This is a genomic window from Pseudoclavibacter sp. Marseille-Q434 (genome assembly GCF_050315415.1).
Lineage (GTDB): Bacteria > Actinomycetota > Actinomycetes > Actinomycetales > Microbacteriaceae > Pseudoclavibacter.
This window is the reverse complement of sequence record NZ_JBNPQH010000001.1, coordinates 564,977-583,036: the sequence shown is the minus strand read 5'-3', so window position 1 is coordinate 583,036 and position 18,060 is coordinate 564,977. Positions and strand designations below refer to the sequence as shown.

Below are 18,060 nucleotides of genomic sequence, written 5' to 3'. Positions count from 1 at the left end.
GCACGTCGCCGCTCACCACGTAGGCGGGTGCCGCCTCGGCCAGTCCAGCTCCCGCTCGAGCTCGTTCGAGAGTCGAAGCAGCGTCACGTCGTCCCCGGGGCGCCCGATGGCCTGCACGCCGACCGGTAGACCGCGCGCTGACCCCGTCGGCATCGTGATCGCCGGCAGCCCGGTCACGTTCACGTACGAGGTGTACGGGGTGAACTGGCACTGCTGCTCGAAGTTCCGCTCGCCGTCCTCCGCATCGAACCATCCCAGCGGCCTCGGGGTCATCGCCAGGGTCGGGGTCAGCACGACGTCGAACTCCGAGTACTGGGCGATCATGCTGCGCTCGAACGCACCGAGGGACGCGAGCGAGGCGGCCAGGTCCGCCGCCGACTTCGTCCTCCCGACGCCGACCAGCCAGCGTGTCAACGGCTCAAGCGCAGCAAGCGCTTCCCCCTCGAGCGGGATGGTGGATGCTCCCGCTTGCCAGACCATGCGGAACGCCTCGAAGTACTCGGGCGCATCCACCGGGGTCGCCGGCACGAGCTGGTGCCCGAGCCGGACGAGGTGCTCCTTGGTCGCCTCGAAGACCTCGGCGACGCCATCGTCGAGGTCGATGGCGTAGGTGGTCGACCACGGCGACCACGTGGTGAAGCCGATGCGGAGTCTCCGGACGGGCGCCTCCAGCGCGTCGACGTAGGACCGCTCTCCCGCCGGGGCCGTCAGCGCGCTCCGGTCAGCCTGGCCCCCGTCGGCGCGGCGGGCGATCATGCCGTCGAGCAGCAGCGCTGCATCCGCTGTTGTCCTCGCGAGCGGCCCGGCGACGGGCAGTCCGGCCAGCGATCCGACGCCGGACCCGTCTGGCACACGACCCCGACTCGGCTTGAGGCCGACGAGACCGCAGGCCGCGGCGGGGATGCGGATGGAGCCGCCACCGTCGGAGCCCGGCGCGAAGGGCAGCAGCCCCGCCGCGACCGCCGCGGCGGCTCCACCCGAGGAGCCGCCGGCACCGAGCCCGGACCCCCATGGGGTGACGGCCGGGGCGGCGACCGCATTCTCGGTGTACGCGGGAAGCCCGAACTCTGGAGTGTTCGTCTTGCCCAGACTGATGCCGCCCGCCGCATCCATCGTCTCGACCAGTGCCGAGCTCGCCTCAGGCACGTGGCCGGCGAAGGCTCGAGAGCCGAACGTCGTCGGCACGCCAGCACGTGCCTCGAGGTCCTTGTCCGCGAACGGCATGCCCCAGAGCGGGGCTGAGCGCCTGTCGGCGCGCTGCGAGCGAGCCTCGGGATCCTGCTCGAGCTGACGCGCCCGGTCGAGTGCGCGTTCGCGCGTCACGGTGATGAACGCGCCCGACCTGCCAGCATCGGCGTCGATCCTCGCGAGGTAGGCGCTCACGAGGTCGACGGGCGAGAGGTCGCCAGCGGCGATCAGCTCGCGTTGCCGCATGGCACCGAGTTCGTGCAGCGGTTCGCTCATGGTGCGCCTTTCGAGGAACGGGCACGTCGCGCCCTGGCGGGAAGAGTCAGAAGAGAGAGGGCTGCGAGACGACGCTGTCCGTCGTCTCAACACGCCAGTCGACGGGAGCCGCTCCCTGGTCACGGAGGAGCTCGTTGGCCCTGGAGAATGGCCGCGAGCCGAAGAACCCCCTGGATGCGGACAGCGGGCTCGGGTGCGGGCTCTCGATGCGTGGAGTATCGCCCAGCATCGGGCCGAGGGCCTGTGCGTCCTTGCCCCACAGGATCGCGACGAGCGGCGACTGCCTGGCGACGAGCGCCGTGATCGCGGCGTCGGTGACCGCCTGCCAGCCGAGGCTGCGATGCGACCCCGCTGCCCCCGGGGAGACCGTGAGCACCCGGTTCAGCAGGAGGACACCCTGCTCGCTCCAGCGGGAGAGGTCGCCGCTCGCGGCCGGCTCGATGCCGAGGTCGTCGTGCAGCTCCCGGTAGATGTTGGCGAGGCTGCGCGGGAGCGGCCGCACGTGCGAGTCGGTGGCGAACGAGAGGCCGATGGGGTGTCCGGGCGTCGGGTACGGATCCTGACCGACGATCAGCACTCGCACCTGATCCAAGGGCTGGGTAAAGGCTCGTAAGACGTGCTCTGCGGCGGGAAGGAATCCGCGGCCGGCCTCGACCTCCGCCTCGAGGCATCGCTCGATCCGGGCAAGTGCGCCCGCCTCCGGTTCGAGCGCCCTGGCCCAGCCCTGCTCGAGTCGCCCCAGGTCAGCGAGGCCCGCTGGCACGGTCATCCGGAAGCGCGACTGGACGAGACCGTGACGCCGCCCTCTGCCGCAGTGAGCTGCCAGACGCTGCCCGAACCGAGGATCTCGAGTGCGCCCTCCCCCACCTTCAGAACCGTGTCCTCGTCGATGGCGAGGATGCGCTCAGCCAGCCCCGCCTCGATGCTCGCTGCGCATAGCGCGACGAGACCCCACTGCGCTGCGTGCGCCTCGATGGTCAGGTCGACCAACCCGAGTCCCGCCTCGAGCGTCACCTCGTCGAGCCCCTCACCGGACTCCTCGGGAGCCACGGGCACGCCACCGATGCGCCAACCCCCGATGATGGCCTCATCGGCCGCGATCGCCGCCCCGGCGGAGTAGCCGAGGTACGACACGCCCTCGCTGACGAGGCGACGCACGTCCGTCGCGAGCGGGGCCAACGCGGCCAGATAGGCGGGCGTGTGCCCACCGGCGACGAGGATAGCGTGCGCCGTCGAGAAGCTCGCGAGGTCGATCTCGTCGAGCGGTTCGCCGGCGTCGGTGCTGCGCGCGAGCACCGGCGTGGCGAGGACGCCGGGGTCGAGCGAGCGCAGACGATCGGCGAACCAGTCCGCGATGGGTCGGGGTGCCTCCCCGACCGCGATGATCGCGATGACGGGAGTCTCGCCGCCAGCCCGCAGCCGTGCGTCGCTTGCGAGCTGGGAGAGCGCGAGCTCCACCCCCGGTCCGTCGCCGCCGCCAACCAGGAAGATGCTCATTCGCTCGACTCCTTCGCCGTGTCCTTCATCTCGAGACGCCCACGATGCAACTGGAACTGCTCTCGCTGGGCCACCGGCCGCACGATGAGCTCGTCGACGTTGACGTGCCCGGGCAGCTGCAGTGCAAGCTGGATGGTCGCAGCGATGTCGTCGGCTGTGAGCGGATGGTCGACACCCTCGTAGAGCTTCGCGGCCGACTCCTCGTCACCGCGCATCCGCTTGAGCGTGAACTCATCGGTGTGCACCATGCCGGGCGCGATGTCGATGACGCGGATGGGCTCGCCGCCGAGCTCGAGTCGGAGCACGCCGATCATCGCCGCCTCCGCCGCCTTGACCGCGACGTACCCTCCGCCACCCTGGTAGATGACTCGCCCTGCCGTCGACGTGACGGTGACGATGTCGGCGTGCGGGAACTCGTCCTGGCTGCTCGCGGCGGAGGCGCGCAGGAGCGGCAGCAACGCCGTGATGACGCGCTTGGTGCCGAGAACGTTCAGGTCGAACATCCGCTGCCAGTCATCGATGCTGCTCTCCTCGACGCTCTCGGTGCCGAACGCCCCGCCCGCGACGTTCACCAGCGCCTCGACCACGCCGAGCTGGGCCGCGCGATCCCGCAGCTCGGCGACGAACGCATCGCTCGTGATGTCGCCCGCGAGCACCTCTGCCCCGGTCTCGGCGGCGAGCTCGTCGAGCCGATCCGCACGACGAGCCGTCGCGAGCACCGTCCGCCCTGCGGCGCGCAGGGATCTGACCGTCGAACGGCCGATCCCGCTGCTCGCTCCCGTGACCACGACCACACGCGTTCTCTGTTGTTCAGGCATGCCTCCATCGTGGCATGCGCGCATGTCGCGAACGCTCAACGCGTGACGATTTGTGTCCCGTTCCGTTGCCCCCCAGTGCTCCCACTGCCACACTCGGTGCCACCCGACAGTCCAGTCGGGTCGCAGCCGACCCGGAGGCTACCTATGACCCAGAGCTTCGAGACCAGGCAGATCCATGCCGGTTCCGCCCCAGACCCGACGACCAACGCGGTGGTCACCCCCATCTATCAGACGACCTCGTACGTGTTCGACGACGCACAGCACGCGGCCGACCTGTTCTCCCTCTCCCGCGCGGGCAACATCTACACGCGCATCACCAACCCGACAACGGCCGTGCTCGAGGCCCGGATCGCCGACCTCGAGGGCGGCAGCGGCGCCCTCGCCCTCGCCTCCGGCCAGGCCGCCGAGACCTTCGCGATCCTGAACATCGCCGGAGCCGGCGACCACATCGTGTCCTCCACCTCCATCTACGGGGGCACGTTCAACCTCTTCAAGTACACGTTCGCCAAGCTCGGCATCGACGTCACGTTCGTCGAGGACCAGAACAACCCGGACGCCTGGCGGGCCGCCGCCAAGGAGAACACGAAGCTCTTCTTCGGCGAGACGATCGGCAACCCCGCCGTGAACATCCTCGACATCGAGACCGTCGCGAACGTCGCACACGAGGTCGGCGTGCCCCTCATCGTCGACAACACCATCGCGACGCCCTACCTCATCCGCCCCTTCGAGCACGGGGCCGACATCGTCGTCCACTCCGCCACGAAGTTCCTCGGCGGCCACGGCGCCGTCATCGGCGGCATCATCGTCGACGGTGGCAGCTTCCCGTGGGATGAGCACAAGGCCCGCTTCCCCGGCCTCTCCGAGCCAGACCCGAGCTACGACGGACTGAGCTACACGGGCGCCCTGGGCAACGCGAACGCCTTCCACACGAAGGCCCGCGTGCAGCTCCTGCGCGACATCGGCGCATCCATCGCCCCCGCGTCCTCCTGGCAGATCCTCCAGGGCGTGGAGACGCTCAGCCTCCGCATGGAACGCCACGTGTCCAACGCGACCGCCATCGCGAGCTGGCTGCAGGGCAACGCGGAAGTGCAGAACGTGAACTACGCGGGACTCGAGTCCAGCCCGTGGAACGCGCTCGCGAAGCGCTACGCCCCCAACGGCGCAGGCGCGATCCTCTCGTTCGAGCTCCGCGGAGGCGTCGAAGCCGGCCGCAAGCTCGTCGAGCGCGTCCAGCTCTTCAGCCACCTGGCGAACATCGGCGACGTGCGCAGCCTCATCGTGCACCCGCCGTCGACGACGCACTCGCAGCTGACGCCCGAGCAGCTGCTCGCCTCGGGCATCAACCCTGGACTCGTGCGCCTGTCGGTCGGTCTCGAGAACGTCGACGACCTCATCGCGGACCTCGCGCAGGCACTCGACTCCCTCCGCGCGTAGGCGCGGAATTGCCCGTAGCCTGGCGCTGATGGACTGGACAGATCACGGAATCTCGCCGCCGAGCGGCAGAATCCCGAACGACGAACTGCGGGCGGCCTCGTTGAGGCCGCCCGCCTCCGGCGCGTGGCGCGACGGCGACGATGTCGGCGACCGCCAATTCGCATGGCTCGGGGCCTTCAGCCCCGAGCACGGAGGCGAGCTGCCGCTCATCAGACTCGCCTACGAGACCTGGGGCACGCTGAACGCCGACAGGTCGAACGCGATCCTCGTCCTCCACGCGCTCACCGGCGACTCCCACGTCGAAGGGCAGCTCGGCCCAGGGCACCCCACCGCCGGCTGGTGGCCCGGCATCATCGGCCCGGGGGCGCCCCTCGACACGGACCGCTACTTCGTCATCGCTCCCAACATGCTCGGGGGCTGCCAGGGCTCGACGGGTCCAGCCAGCCTCGACGCACGCGGCAATGCGTACGGTGCTTCGTTCCCCGTCCTGACAATCCGCGACCAGGTGCGCGCTCAGGCCCTGCTCGCCGACCAGCTCGGCATCTCGACGTTCGCGGCCGTCATCGGCGGCTCCATGGGCGGCATGCACGCGCTCGAATGGGGCATCATGCACCCCGACCGCACGCAGCGGCTCATCGTGATGAGCGCGCCAGCCGCGTCGGACGCGCAGACCATCGCGCAGAACACGCTGCAGATCGATGCCATCAGGCTCGACCCGAACTTCAACGACGGCGACTACGCGGACGAGCCCGCCGGCTTCGGGCCGCACCGGGGACTCGCCCTGGCGCGGCGGCTCGCCATGCTCAACTACCGCTCGGGCACTGAGCTCGACGACCGTTTCGGCCGCAGCTGGCAGTCGAACCTCAGCCCTGAGCAGGACGAGGGCCGCTACGCCGTCGAGTCCTACCTCGACTTCCACGGCAATCGGTTCACGCGTCGATTCGACGCCAACAGCTACATCACGCTGCTCACGGCGATGAGCTCGCACAACGTCGGCCGTGACCGTGGCGGGGTGGATGCGGCCCTCGGGCGCGTCACGGCATCAACCATGGTCATCGGCATCTCCACCGATGTGCTGTTCCCGCCGGAGACGCAGCACCGCATCGCGGCCGGCGTGCCGAACAGCTACTCAGGTGACCGGGCCGTCACGATTCGATCGAACTTCGGCCACGACGGGTTCCTGCTGGAGATCCATCACGTCGGCGACGCGATCCGCTCGATGCTCGCCAACGGCTGACCTCGCCGCCGTGGGCGCGGCACGCCTGCTGCGCGGCCACATGGCCCACAGCGACCAGACGAGCAGCACCACCAGGAGGCCGTTTCGCCCGGCGAGGAGGGCCACGCCCGCGGCGTGGGCGTCGGTCACGAAGTTGTAGTTGCCGGGGTAGATGACCTGCGTCAGCCAGGCGATGCACAGCGCGATCCCCGCAGGCAGCGCGAACCGCCTGACATCCACGATGAGGCCGAACACGATGACCGGCGCCAGCCAGGTGATGAACTGCGGTGACCCGACCTTGTTGAAGACGATGAACGAGAGCACAAGCGCGAGCGAGAGCGCCGGGAACAACCGGGTGAACGGCATCCCCCGGCGCTTGGAGACGAGCGCGAGCAGGACCACGCCGAGCACGGCCACGGCCAGCACCGGAGTGAGCAGTGCGCTGACGAACTCGGTGCCGGGCCCGTAGACCTGGAAGGTCAGGATCTCCATGGAGTAGGAAGCGCTGTAGCCGGGCACCTGCATCGAGGCCAGCCACATGGGCACGGTCGCCGCGACCGCCTCGACCTGGAGCCCACGGCCGGTCTGCTCGGTCACGAAGGAGAGCACGTTCGATCCCCCACCGAGAGCGAACGCCGGAATGAGCACGGCGGCGCAGACGACGAGAGCGCCCGCCACGAGCCAGAGGCGGTGCCGCAGCACGATGAAGGCGGCCGCGAACACGGCGGCGGGCCAGATCTTGAGCCAGGCCCCGAAGGTGAGGAGCGCACCCGCGATCTCCGGCCTTCGTCGGAGCGACAGGAGCGCGAGGAGCGCGATGGGGACGCTGATGGCGTCGATCCGCCCGAGGGCGACGGGACCGAGCAGCGCCATCAGGACGAGCCACCACCAGGCAGCCACCTGCCGGAGGCGAGCGTCGCGCGACGACGGCCGCCAGAGCGTCAGGGCCGCGAACGCCACCGCATTGCCCGCCGTGACCACTAGCAGCCAGCCGAGACCGTAGTTCGCCTGCCCGCCCACCACGTCGGCGAGCAGCATCGGGAGCAGCGACGGCAGCGGATACACGAACGTCGCGTCGATGCCGGGCACCTGCCCCTGCTGCGCCTGATCCACCCACCCGCGGTACACCTGGAAGACGTCGCCCATCGGGTTCGAGAGCGAGTACAGGTTCACGAGGATCAGCACGTAGTGCACGCCGGCGAAGGCCAGCCAGAGCGTCACGATCGAGAGAGGGCCTCGCCAGTGACGGGCGATCCACGACGTAGTCATGCGGGACAAGCTACCCCAGCTCAGGCGTGGATCTTGGACGCCACGAGTGCGCCGACCAGCCGAGGCAGGACTGCGGTCGCGTCGCTCGCCCTGATGGGAGAGCCGGGCCCGTGCCGCTGGAGCTGGTCGATGGGCGCAAGGAGGTCGGCCGCGGCGGCCGAGTTGCCCGCGTTGATCTGCGAGGCGAACCAGCCGGCGCGCGCGTGCAGCCAGACGGCGGCGGCGGCGAGCTGCTGGGGCTCTGGCTGCTCGCTGACCTCGCGCTTGGAGGCGACGGCGCTCAGCGCCCCCATGGCGCCCGCGAGCACGTCTCCGGTGCCTGCAGTCGCGAGCCAGGCGCCGGGCGCATCCACGATGATCGTGGGGCCGTCACCTGCGATGTGGGTGCGGTGCCCTTTGAGCACAAGCGTGCATCCGAGGCGGTCGGTGACGAGGCGGACGGCCTGCTCCGGCTCCTTGATGACGTCGCTCGCATGCACCTCGGTGTTCTCGAGCTTCGTGATGAGCGCTGCGAGCTCAGCCGCGTGCGGTGTGAGGATGCACCGGCGCACATGGTGCCCGCCGAGGACGCGCTTGGCGATCTGCCCGAGGGCCCCCGAGTCGGCGATGACCGTCGCGTCGAGCTCACGCGCACGGTCAAGGGCCTCGCGTGCCTCGCTGGTGCGTCGCACGTCCTTCGGGTCCACACCGGAGCCCACGATGAGCGCGTCGAACGACGCGAGGTCGGCCACGACCTCAGGACTCTGCCACAGCACGGCCTTCGTCTCGGCCTCGCCGCCCGAGTACCGCACCATGCCGATGCCGGTCGCGAGGGCGGCTCTCGTGCCGAGCACGGCGGCGCCGGGGTAGTGCGTCGAGCCCGTGACGAACGCGGCGACGCCCCTTCGGTACTTGTGGTCGTCCTCGCGCGGCGCGAACACGCTGGCCGCGGCGTCCTGAGCTTCGAATTCCCTCACCCGGCCATCCTGGTCGCTCTTCGGCGACACGCCAAGTCGATGGAGAGGGCTCAGGGGGTCCGGACCTCAGTGTCGGGCGGTCGCATCCCGGATCTCGCCGACAAGCTCCTCGATGATGTCCTCGAGGAACAGCACGCCGCGCGTGCTGCCTTCCCGGTCGAGCACCCGCGCCAGGTGGTTGCCTGTGCGGCGCATCATCGCGAGGGCGTCCTCGAGATCGGCCTCGTCATGGACCCCATCGAGCGAGCGGATGCGCTTGGCCGGGATCGGCTGGTCGAACTCGCCCGGCTCGTCGAGGTCGAGCACGTCCTTCAGGTGCACGTAGCCCGCGTACCCGCCCTCGCTGTCGAGGATGATGTAGCGCGAGTAGCCGTGCTCGGAGACGGCGCGCTGCAGCATCTCCGGCGTCGCGTCCGGCGGGAGCACGACGAGCTGGTCTCCGGCGATCGCGACGGAGGCGACCTTCTTGGCCGTGAACTCGAAGGTGTTCGACAGGGTGCCCGCGCGGTCCATGAGCACCCCCTCTCGCTTCGACTGCTCGACGATCCCGGCGACCTCGTCGAAGGTGAAGGCACTGGTCGTCTCGGCCTTCGGCTCGACGCCGAAGAGGCGCAGGGTCGTGTTCGCGATGCCGTTCAGCGCCCAGATGACCGGCGCGAACAGGCGCGAGAAGAACACGAGCGGCGGCGCGAGCAGCAGGGCCGCGCGGTCGGGAACCGAGAACGAGATGTTCTTCGGCACCATCTCGCCGAGGACGACGTGCAGGTAGGAGACGACGACGAGCGCGATGACGAACGCGATGGTCGAGATCATCTCCTCGCTGAGACCCGTGGCCGACAGCGGGATCTCGAGGAGGTGGTGGAGCGCGGGCTCGGACACGTTGAGGATGAGGAGCGAGCAGACCGTGATGCCGAGCTGGCTCGTCGCGAGCATGCCGGTCGCGTGCTCCATCGCGTAGAGCGTCTGCTGGGCTGCTTTGCTGCCCCGCTCCGCCCTGGGTTCGATCTGCGAGCGCTTCGCGGAGATGACGGCGAACTCCGCCCCGACGAAGAAGGCGTTCGCCGCGAGGAGGACGACAAGCCAGGCGAGTCCAGACCAGTACTCAGCCACGGTTCTCCTTCTCGGCGTGCTGGTCGGCGAGGCGCTGCATGAGGGCCTCCCTCGACTCGTAGGACTCGTTGGGAGTGAACGCGACGCGGTCGACGCGGCGGCCCTCCATCCGCTCGACCCGGAACGTGCCGACGGGGACCTGGACCTCGTCACCCACGGCCGGGATGCGCTCGAGGGCGTTCATGATGAAGCCTGCGACCGTCTCGTACGGTCCGTGGTCGTCGAGCTCGATGTTGAGCCGGTCACGCACCTCGTCTGGTCGGAGCATGCCGTCGAACGTGGTCCGTCCCTTGGCGCGGACCACATCGAGATGTGCGCGGTCGTGCTCGTCGACGAGCTCGCCGACGATCTCCTCGACGAGGTCCTCGAGCGTCACGACGCCATTCGTGCCGCCGTACTCGTCGAGCACAACCGCCAGCTGGAAGCCGCCGGATCGCAGCTCGGCGAGCAGCGCGTCCAAGCCGAGCGTCTCGGGGACGAGCAGCGCGTCGGTCTTGATCGCCCCGACCGGCACGGAGCGCCTCCGGTCGAGCGGAAGCGAGACGGCGTTCTTGAGGTGCGCCACGCCCACGATCTCGTCGATGTCCTCACCGGTCACCGGGAAGCGCGAGTGCCCCGTCGACTTCGCGAGATCGATGAGGTCCTGCACCGGCGCGTCGACGGCGATGGACTGCACTCGAGGCCTCGGCGTCATCACATCCGCTGCGATGTGGTCGGCGAAGCGCAGCGTGCGACTCAGCAGCACGGCCCGCTCACCTTCGAGGATGCCGACGAGCGCTGAGCGCCGCACGAGGCTCGACAGCTCCTCCGCGGTGCGCGCGCCGGAGAGCTCTTCCTTCGGCTCGATGCCGACGGAGCGGATGAGTCCGTTCGCGCTGCCGTTCAGCACCGCGACCGCCGGCCTGAACACCGTCGTGAAGGCGACCTGCAGCGGGATGAGGAACTTCGCCGTCGTCCGTGGCACGGCGAGCGCGAAGTTCTTCGGGATGAGCTCGCCGACGACCATCGACAGGGCCGTCGCGATGACGATGGCCAGCACGGCTCCGACGGGGCGCACGGCGTCCTCCGGCAGTCCGACCGCGCCGAGCGGCGTCGCGAGCAGCGATGAGATCGCCGGCTCCATCGTGTAGCCGGTGAGGAGCGTCGTGAGCGTGATGCCGAGCTGCGCGCTCGAGAGGTGCGTGGACGTGTGCTTGAGCGCGTTGATCGTCGGGGTGAGGCGCTTCTCTCCTCGTTCCCGCCGCTTCTCGAGATCGTTGCGGTCGAGGTTGACGAGCGAGAACTCCGAGCCGACGAAGACGCCGGTTCCCAAGGTGAGGAGGACGCCGACCCCGAGCATGAGCCACTCGTTCACGCCCGGTCACCACCCTGTCGAGCACACATATCCGAGACCCCCGTCAGCCGGCCGCGTCTACCAGGACACCGGGAGGGCCTTGCCCTCTTCGTAGCCGGCCGCCGACTGGATGCCGACCTTGGCCCGCTGGCGGAATTCGGGGAGTGAGTCAGCACCCGCGTAGGTGAACGATGAGCGGACGCCGGTCGTGATCATGTCGATCAGGTCGTCGAGCCCAGGTCGCTTGGGGTCGAGCATGATCTTCGACGACGAGATGCCCTCCGCGAAGAGGAGCTTTCGCGCGCGCTCGTAGGGCTCGAGGTCCCCGAAACGCGCTTCGACCGCCTTCGTGGATGCCATGCCGAACGACTCCTTGAACCAGTTGCCAGCATCGTCGGTCCGCACCGTTCCCGGCGCCTCGACCGTGCCGGCGAACCATGAGCCGATCATGACGGCGGACCCACCGGCGGCGAGCGCGAGGGCGACGTCACGCGGATAGCGCACTCCCCCGTCCGCCCAGACCCGCGCGCCGAGCGCGTGCGCGGTCTCCGATGTCTCCAGCACCGCGGAGAACTGCGGACGACCGACCGCGGTCATCATGCGCGTGGTGCACATGGCGCCGGGGCCGACGCCGACCTTGATGATGCTCGCCCCCGCCGAGACGAGGTCGTGGACGCCGCTTCCGGAGACGACGTTGCCCGCGACGATCGGAACGCCGAGCTCCGCCCCACGCACCGCCTCGATCGCTCGCAGCATGCTGCCCTGATGTCCGTGCGCGGTATCCAGGACCAGCACATCGGCGCCGGCCTCGACAAGCGCGCGTGCACGCTCGAGCGCGTTGCGCGACACGCCGACGGCGACCGCGACACGAAGGCGCCCCTGAGCATCCAGCGCCGGCTGGTAGATCGTGCTGCGCAGCGCGCCGCTTGCCGTGACCGTCGCGATCTCACCACGCTCGGTCCGCACGGGCGCGAAGCTCTCGCCAGCCTCGGCGAAGGAGTTGAAGACCGCGCGGGAGTCGCGGGCGAGGGCCAGCGGCACCTCGTCGACGAAGTGGTGGCTCAGATCGGCCAGCACGGCGTCGCTCGGGACACGCGCCAGCGTCGACGCCTGCAGCACACCGAGCACCTCCCCATCGGGAGCCAGCACGGAGACCCCGAACCCGGCGACGGGCGGGACGATTTCGAGCACCGCGCCCACCGTCGCGTCGCCCGACGCGGTGAAGGGCGTGTCGAGGACCGGGTCCTGCGATTTAACCCAGGCGATCGCGGTCTGCAGAGCCTCGAGGGACATGTCCTGCGGCAGCACGCCGAGACCGCCTCGCCGTGCGATGGCCGCCGCCATGCGGGGACCGGTCACCGCGTTCATGTTCGAGGCGACCAGCGGGATCGTCATGCCGGTGCCGTCATCCGGGGCGAGCGAGACATTCAGCCTCGATCCCACATCCGACCTGCTCGGAATCAGGAAGACGTCCGAGTACGTGAGCTCGTGGTGTGGGGCGGGACCAGAGAAGTGCATGGCCTCCAGAATACGTTGCCCAGACGCCGAACCGGCCACTTTCGCGCAGAGCGCTCGCCAAGGGCGTTAGGCTGGTCACTCGATGGGGCCGCCGCCCAGATTCGGCGTGTCCCGCATCAACAGACGAACGCGAGACAAACTCAGGTGGCGAGTCATTTGACCAGTGCGGGTACAGACGAAGCAAAGTCCGATTTCGGAGCCAACGATTGGCTCGTCGAAGAGATGTACGAGAAGTACGTCAAGGACCCGAAGAGTGTCGACGAGGCCTGGTGGCCGACACTCGAGCAGTACGCCAAGCAGCAGACCGCTGCCCCGGCGAAGACGGCACCGGCAGCCCAGCCCGCGAAGGCGCAGGCAGCTCCAGCCGCTGAGGCAGAGGCGAAGAAGCCGGCCGCCGACGGCGAAGCGCGAAAGCAGGCGAAGACCACTGCCGCGGCCCCGCAGGAGAAGCTCATCCCCGCGGATGCGCCGGCAGCTGACAAGGAGAAGGCGCCGTCACGCGAGAACATCGTGTCGCCGCTGAAGGGCATGGCGAAGGCCATCGCCAAGAACATGGACATCTCGCTGCAGGTGCCGACCGCGACGAGCTACCGCGAGATCCCCGCGAAGCTCATGATCGACAACCGCATCGTCATCAACAACCACCTTCGCCGCACCCGCGGCGGCAAGGTCTCGTTCACGCACCTCATCGGCTGGGCGCTCGTGAAGGCGCTCATCAAATTCCCGAGCATGAACGTGTACTACGACGAGGTCGACGGCAAGCCATCCGCCATCGAACCCGCCCACGTCAACCTCGGCATCGCGATCGACGTGCCGAAGCCCGACGGAACCCGCGCCCTCGTGGTCCCGAGCATCAAGCAGGCCGAGACGCTCAACTTCCGCGAGTTCCTCGGCGCGTACGAGGAGCTCATCAAGCGCGGTCGCCAGAACAAGCTCAGCGGCGACGACTACGCGGGCACGACGATCTCGCTCACGAACCCGGGCGGAATGGGCACCCTGCAGTCCGTCCCGAGGCTCATGAAGGGCCAGGGAGCGATCATCGGCGCCGGCGCCCTCGACTACCCGGCCCCCTACCAGGGAATGGCGCAGCACGTCCTCGACGATCTCGCCATCTCCAAGCGCCTCACGATCTCGAGCACGTACGACCACCGCGTCATCCAGGGCGCTGGCTCCGGCGAGTTCCTGAAGATCGTGCACGAGCACCTCACGGGCCAGCACAACTTCTACGAAGAGATCTTCGCGTCGCTGCGCATCCCGTACAAGCCCGTCGTGTGGTCGCAGGACGTCCACGTCGACCTCGCCGCCGCCATCAACAAGACGGCTCGCGTGCAGCAGCTCATCAACATGTACCGCGTGCGCGGCCACATGATGGCTGACATCGACCCGCTGCAGTACGTGCAGCGCACGCACCCGGACCTCGAGATCGAGAACCACGGGCTCACGTTCTGGGACCTCGAGCGCGAGTTCGTCGCGGACGGGTTCGGCGGAAGCCAACGGATGCTCAAGCTCCGCGACATCCTCGGCATCCTCCGCGACTCCTACTGCCGCACCATCGGCATCGAGTACATGCACATCCAGGACCCGGAGCAGCGCGCCTGGTTCCAGGACGAGCTGGAGCACCCGTACACGAAGCCCACGCACGAAGAGCAGATGCGCATCCTCAACAAGCTCAACGAGGCTGAGGCGTTCGAGACGTTCCTGCAGACGAAGTACGTCGGCCAGAAGCGCTTCTCGCTCGAGGGTTCCGAGTCGGTCATCTCCCTGCTCGACACGATCATCCAGGGTGCCGCCGAGGAAGACCTCGACGAGGTCGCGATCGGCATGGCCCACCGCGGCCGCCTCAACGTGCTCACCAACATCGCCGGCAAGACGTACGGCCAGATCTTCCGCGAGTTCGAGGGTGTGCAGTCCAGCTCGGGCCGCGGCAACTCGGGCGATGTGAAGTACCACCTCGGCATCGAGGGAACGTTCACGGCCGCTTCCGGCGCGACGATCCCGGTCTACCTCGCCGCCAACCCCTCGCACCTCGAGGCTGTCAACGGCGTGCTCGAGGGCATCGTGCGCGGCAAGCTCGACCGCAAGGCCGACGGCCGGGATGCGGTCCTGCCGATCCTCATCCACGGTGACGCCGCCATGGCGGGTCAGGGCGTCGTCTACGAGACGATGCAGATGTCACAGCTCCGCGCCTACCGCACGGGCGGCACGATCCACGTGAACATCAACAACCAGGTCGGCTTCACGACGACGCCTCGCGACGCCCGTTCGTCGATGTACTCGACCGATGTGGCCAAGGCCATCTCGGCTCCCGTGTTCCACGTGAACGGCGACGACCCCGAGTCGGTGGCGCGCGTCGCCGAGCTCGCGTTCGCCTACCGCCAGCGCTTCAAGCGCGATGTGGTCATCGACCTCATCTCCTACCGCCGCCGCGGCCACAACGAGGGCGACGACCCCTCGATGACGCAGCCCCTCATGTACAACCTCATCGAGGCGAAGCGCTCCGTGCGCAAGCTGTACGCCGAGGCGCTCGTCGGACGTGGCGACATCACACAGGACGAGTTCGATGCGGCGCAGAAGGACTTCCACGACCGCCTCGAGCGCGCCTTCGCGGAGACGCACCAGGCCCAGACGCAGTCGACCCCGATCTCGGCCGCCGAGCTCTCAGCAGTGGGCTCCCGCGAGGAGAACCACCGCTCCGAGCCGGAGTCGACGGCTGTCGCCCGCGAGGTCATCGAGACCATCGGCGACGCGCACGGGAACCCGCCAGAGGGCTTCTCGGTGCACACGAAGCTCAAGGCCGTGCTGTCGAAGCGCGAGCAGATGAGCCGTGAAGGCGGCATCGATTGGGCCTTCGGCGAGCTCCTCGCCCTCGGCTCGCTGCTCATGGAGGGCACGCCCGTGCGCATGTCCGGCCAGGACTCGCGCCGCGGGACGTTCGTGCAGCGTCACGCGCTCTTCCACGATCGCCTCAACGGCCAGAACTGGTTGCCGCTCTCCAACCTGAGCGACAACCAGGCACCCATCTCGATCTACGACTCGTTCCTGAGCGAGTACGCGGTGCTCGGCTTCGAGTACGGCTACTCGGTGGAGCGTCCCGACGCGCTTGTCCTCTGGGAGGCGCAGTTCGGTGACTTCGTGAACGGCGCACAGACGATCATCGACGAGTTCATCTCGGCGTCCGAGCAGAAGTGGAACCAGCGCTCGAGCGTCGTGCTGCTGCTCCCCCACGGCTACGAGGGTCAGGGTCCCGACCACTCCTCGGCGCGCATCGAGCGCTTCCTCACGCTCGCGGCAGAGGAGAACATGACGGTCGCGATGCCATCGACGCCCGCGTCGCACTTCCACCTGCTGCGCCGTCAGGCCTACGCGCGTCCGCGCAAGCCGCTCGTGATCTTCACGCCGAAGTCGATGCTGCGCCTGCGCAGCGCCGTCTCGCCGGTCGAGGACTTCACGAACGGCGCGTTCCGGCCCGTCCTGGACGACGAGCGCATCACCGACAAGGCCGCGGTTCGGCGCGTCGTGCTGCACGCCGGCAAGCTGCACTACGACCTCCGTGCGGAGCTCGACAAGCGCGAGGACTCGACGGTCGCCCTGGTGCGGCTCGAGCAGTTCTACCCGATGCCGGGCGAGGAGATCAACCGCATCCTCGCCGAGTACCCGAACGCGGAGATCATCTACGCGCAGGACGAGCCGGAGAACCAGGGTGCTTGGCCCTTCATCCGCACGCACCTCGCGCCGATGCTCGAAGGACGCACGATCCGCGCGGTCACCCGCCCGGAGTCGTCGGCACCTTCGGTCGGCACGATGAAGGCGCACCAGCGTCAGCAGGCCGAGCTCATCGAGGGAGTGCTGGCCGACTAGGCAGGTCCTCCGCGAACGCAGAAGGCGCCCGTCCCGAGCAATCGGGGCGGGCGCCTTCGTGTGCTGTCTGAACGGCCTGCTAGCGCCCGGTCAGGAGAGCGACGGCGTCGTCGAGGTACGCGGCGAGTGGCGTCGAGCTGCTTGCGCCGAGACCGGCCTGCGCGCCAGGGACAGCTCCCCAGTGCAGGACCACCTCGCCGCCCACCACCTCAAGGCCGGGATGCGCGTCGGCACCCCCGCTGTCGGAGAGCTGGATACGCGCCGCGCCGTAGTTGACGACCTCGCCAAGGGCGAACCCGGACTTCAGCGCGGCCAGCTGCACGCGACGTCGCTCGGCCGCAAGCGCCGACTGCTCGCTGTAGTGGTCTGGCTGCTTCGCGACCCGGATGACGGAGCCGACGCGGAACAGACCGCCGCTCTCGTCGAGCAGCAGCTCACGCAACCGCCACACGTTCGAGACGCGCCGCAGGACGGGGCCCCGACGGACGCCGAGGACGGGGCGACGCTCGACCAGCTCGGCGAGCGTCTCCCGCCTGGCATCCCGTTCCCGCAGCTCGGAGATGGCCTCGTCGACGCGGGCAGAGAGCAGGCGCCAGGCGTCCTCCTCGGGATCCGGAGTCATGGGCAGGACACGAGTTCGCGGGCGCCCCGTGTCAGTTCGCGACCGGCGTGCCGTGCGAACGCTGGATGTTGCGCAGCTGGTCGAGGACGTGCAGGCGCAGCTCTTCGGGGGCGCGCTCCTTGCAGGCGCGCTGGACGACCTCCATGAGCGAGCGGTTCACGTGCAGCTCGCTCTCGCAATCCTTGCAGTGCTCGAGGTGCTCGCGAATATCGCTCGCATCCGTACTGGCGAGTTCGTTGCGCAGGTACTCCTCGAGGGCGTCCTTGGCTTTCTCGCAGCCGCAATCGGTCATTTCTTGCTCCCTGTTTCCTGCTCGTCCCCGTCCAGGGCCGGAATGATGCCGTTCTCTCGCGCGTAGCCGGTGAGGCGCTCGCGAAGCAGTCGCCTGCCGCGGTGAAGCCGCGACATGACGGTGCCGACGGGGGTCTTCATGATGTCTGCGATCTCCTTGTAGGAGAATCCCTCCACGTCTGCGAGGAACACCGCCAGGCGGAAGTCCTCCGGAATCGCCTGGAGGGCGTCCTTCACCGTCGAGTCGGGAAGGTGGTCGATGGCCTCAGCCTCGGCCGAGCGCGACGAGGTCTGCGCCGTCGCCGACTCGGCACCGCCGAGCTGCCAGTCCTCGAGGTCCTCGAGCGCGTTCGCGTACGGCTCCCGCTGCTTCTTTCGGTACGAGTTGATGAAGAGGTTCGTGAGGATGCGGTACAGCCACGCTTTGAGGTTCGTGCCCTGCTCGAAGCGCGCGAAGGCGACGAAGGCCTTCACGAAGGTCTCCTGCACTAGGTCCTGCGCGTCTGCGGGGTTTCGAGTCATGCGCATAGCCGCCGCGTACAACTGGTCGATGTACTGCAGCGCCTGCTCCTCGAACAGCTGCCGGAGTTCGTCCTGATCTGGGGTCGCCTGAGGCGACTTCTGCTCACTCATTACGCGTGAGTGTACTGCTGTGCGCCTCTCGGCGGCTTGAC

15 protein-coding genes are annotated in these 18,060 nt (G+C 68.8%); 3 read left to right on the top strand and 12 right to left on the bottom strand.

Going from position 1 to position 18,060, the window contains the following annotated elements:
* Positions 1–12 precede the first annotated feature (12 nt).
* The 4 genes from ACQFZP_RS02785 to ACQFZP_RS02770 are packed head-to-tail and all read right to left on the bottom strand — an operon-like array spanning position 13 to position 3,779.
* Positions 13–1,464, bottom strand: coding sequence for an amidase (locus ACQFZP_RS02785; RefSeq protein ID WP_211890251.1), 1,452 nt, complete (start codon positions 1,462–1,464; stop codon positions 13–15).
* Between the two features lie 46 nt (positions 1,465–1,510).
* Positions 1,511–2,233: a uracil-DNA glycosylase gene (locus tag ACQFZP_RS02780; protein WP_179556527.1), complete on the bottom strand. Its 723-nt coding sequence runs from the start codon at positions 2,231–2,233 to the stop codon at positions 1,511–1,513.
* Positions 2,230–2,961 (bottom strand): Type 1 glutamine amidotransferase-like domain-containing protein, encoded by a 732-nt coding sequence (locus ACQFZP_RS02775; protein WP_211890250.1) that lies wholly within the window; start codon positions 2,959–2,961, stop codon positions 2,230–2,232. The genes ACQFZP_RS02780 and ACQFZP_RS02775 overlap by 4 nt, the downstream gene beginning before the upstream one ends.
* Entirely contained in the window at positions 2,958–3,779 is an 822-nt protein-coding gene (locus ACQFZP_RS02770; protein ID WP_211890249.1) for an SDR family oxidoreductase, read from the bottom strand. The genes ACQFZP_RS02775 and ACQFZP_RS02770 overlap by 4 nt, the downstream gene beginning before the upstream one ends.
* Positions 3,780–3,923: 144 nt before the next feature.
* Between ACQFZP_RS02770 and ACQFZP_RS02765 the strand changes: the two genes are divergently transcribed.
* Both ACQFZP_RS02765 and metX read left to right on the top strand, forming a co-directional pair.
* A complete protein-coding gene (locus tag ACQFZP_RS02765; protein ID WP_211890248.1) occupies positions 3,924–5,213 on the top strand; it encodes a bifunctional o-acetylhomoserine/o-acetylserine sulfhydrylase in 1,290 nt (429 codons plus the stop codon).
* Between the two features lie 28 nt (positions 5,214–5,241).
* Positions 5,242–6,450: a homoserine O-acetyltransferase MetX gene (metX, locus tag ACQFZP_RS02760; RefSeq protein ID WP_179556523.1), complete on the top strand. Its 1,209-nt coding sequence runs from the start codon at positions 5,242–5,244 to the stop codon at positions 6,448–6,450.
* Here metX and ACQFZP_RS02755 read toward each other — a convergent pair.
* The 5 genes from ACQFZP_RS02755 to ACQFZP_RS02735 all read right to left on the bottom strand — a co-directional run bounded on the left by ACQFZP_RS02755 (position 6,343) and on the right by ACQFZP_RS02735 (position 12,615).
* Positions 6,343–7,698: a glycosyltransferase 87 family protein gene (locus ACQFZP_RS02755; protein WP_211890247.1), complete on the bottom strand. Its 1,356-nt coding sequence runs from the start codon at positions 7,696–7,698 to the stop codon at positions 6,343–6,345. The genes metX and ACQFZP_RS02755 overlap by 108 nt on opposite strands.
* Positions 7,699–7,718: 20 nt before the next feature.
* Positions 7,719–8,654, bottom strand: coding sequence for an ADP-dependent NAD(P)H-hydrate dehydratase (locus ACQFZP_RS02750; protein WP_179556521.1), 936 nt, complete (start codon positions 8,652–8,654; stop codon positions 7,719–7,721).
* Between the two features lie 66 nt (positions 8,655–8,720).
* A complete protein-coding gene (locus ACQFZP_RS02745) occupies positions 8,721–9,764 on the bottom strand; it encodes a hemolysin family protein (protein WP_104312175.1) in 1,044 nt (347 codons plus the stop codon).
* On the bottom strand, positions 9,757–11,103 hold the full coding sequence (locus ACQFZP_RS02740; RefSeq protein ID WP_211890751.1) for a hemolysin family protein: 1,347 nt from the start codon (positions 11,101–11,103) through the stop codon (positions 9,757–9,759). The genes ACQFZP_RS02745 and ACQFZP_RS02740 overlap by 8 nt, the downstream gene beginning before the upstream one ends.
* A 72-nt stretch (positions 11,104–11,175) precedes the next feature.
* Positions 11,176–12,615 carry a GuaB1 family IMP dehydrogenase-related protein gene (locus ACQFZP_RS02735; protein WP_211890246.1) on the bottom strand — a complete coding sequence of 480 codons (1,440 nt, stop codon included), beginning with the start codon at positions 12,613–12,615 and terminating at the stop codon, positions 11,176–11,178.
* A gap of 144 nt (positions 12,616–12,759) precedes the next feature.
* Between ACQFZP_RS02735 and ACQFZP_RS02730 the strand changes: the two genes are divergently transcribed.
* A complete protein-coding gene (locus ACQFZP_RS02730) occupies positions 12,760–16,473 on the top strand; it encodes a multifunctional oxoglutarate decarboxylase/oxoglutarate dehydrogenase thiamine pyrophosphate-binding subunit/dihydrolipoyllysine-residue succinyltransferase subunit (RefSeq protein ID WP_104312178.1) in 3,714 nt (1,237 codons plus the stop codon).
* A 79-nt stretch (positions 16,474–16,552) separates the two neighbouring features.
* Here ACQFZP_RS02730 and ACQFZP_RS02725 read toward each other — a convergent pair whose 3' ends face one another.
* The 3 genes from ACQFZP_RS02725 to ACQFZP_RS02715 are packed head-to-tail and all read right to left on the bottom strand — an operon-like array spanning position 16,553 to position 18,019.
* Positions 16,553–17,095, bottom strand: a complete 543-nt coding sequence (locus ACQFZP_RS02725) for a hypothetical protein (RefSeq protein ID WP_104312179.1) — start codon at positions 17,093–17,095, stop codon at positions 16,553–16,555.
* Between the two features lie 31 nt (positions 17,096–17,126).
* Positions 17,127–17,387, bottom strand: coding sequence for a zf-HC2 domain-containing protein (locus tag ACQFZP_RS02720; protein WP_104253513.1), 261 nt, complete (start codon positions 17,385–17,387; stop codon positions 17,127–17,129).
* A complete protein-coding gene (locus ACQFZP_RS02715; RefSeq protein WP_104312180.1) occupies positions 17,384–18,019 on the bottom strand; it encodes a sigma-70 family RNA polymerase sigma factor in 636 nt (211 codons plus the stop codon). Before ACQFZP_RS02715 ends, ACQFZP_RS02720 begins: the two co-directional genes overlap by 4 nt.
* Positions 18,020–18,060: the final 41 nt, after the last annotated feature.

Coding starts and splice junctions, on each gene's coding strand:
- ACQFZP_RS02755 (WP_211890247.1), bottom strand. CDS start 7,698: ATGACTACGTCGTGGATCGCCCGTCACTGGCGAGGCCCTCTCTCGATC.
- ACQFZP_RS02780 (WP_179556527.1), bottom strand. CDS start 2,233: ATGACCGTGCCAGCGGGCCTCGCTGACCTGGGGCGACTCGAGCAGGGC.
- ACQFZP_RS02715 (WP_104312180.1), bottom strand. CDS start 18,019: ATGAGTGAGCAGAAGTCGCCTCAGGCGACCCCAGATCAGGACGAACTC.
- ACQFZP_RS02785 (WP_211890251.1), bottom strand. CDS start 1,464: ATGAGCGAACCGCTGCACGAACTCGGTGCCATGCGGCAACGCGAGCTG.
- ACQFZP_RS02725 (WP_104312179.1), bottom strand. CDS start 17,095: ATGACTCCGGATCCCGAGGAGGACGCCTGGCGCCTGCTCTCTGCCCGC.
- ACQFZP_RS02775 (WP_211890250.1), bottom strand. CDS start 2,961: ATGAGCATCTTCCTGGTTGGCGGCGGCGACGGACCGGGGGTGGAGCTC.
- metX (WP_179556523.1), top strand. CDS start 5,242: ATGGACTGGACAGATCACGGAATCTCGCCGCCGAGCGGCAGAATCCCG.
- ACQFZP_RS02770 (WP_211890249.1), bottom strand. CDS start 3,779: ATGCCTGAACAACAGAGAACGCGTGTGGTCGTGGTCACGGGAGCGAGC.
- ACQFZP_RS02735 (WP_211890246.1), bottom strand. CDS start 12,615: ATGCACTTCTCTGGTCCCGCCCCACACCACGAGCTCACGTACTCGGAC.
- ACQFZP_RS02720 (WP_104253513.1), bottom strand. CDS start 17,387: ATGACCGATTGCGGCTGCGAGAAAGCCAAGGACGCCCTCGAGGAGTAC.
- ACQFZP_RS02740 (WP_211890751.1), bottom strand. CDS start 11,103: ATGCTCGGGGTCGGCGTCCTCCTCACCTTGGGAACCGGCGTCTTCGTC.
- ACQFZP_RS02765 (WP_211890248.1), top strand. CDS start 3,924: ATGACCCAGAGCTTCGAGACCAGGCAGATCCATGCCGGTTCCGCCCCA.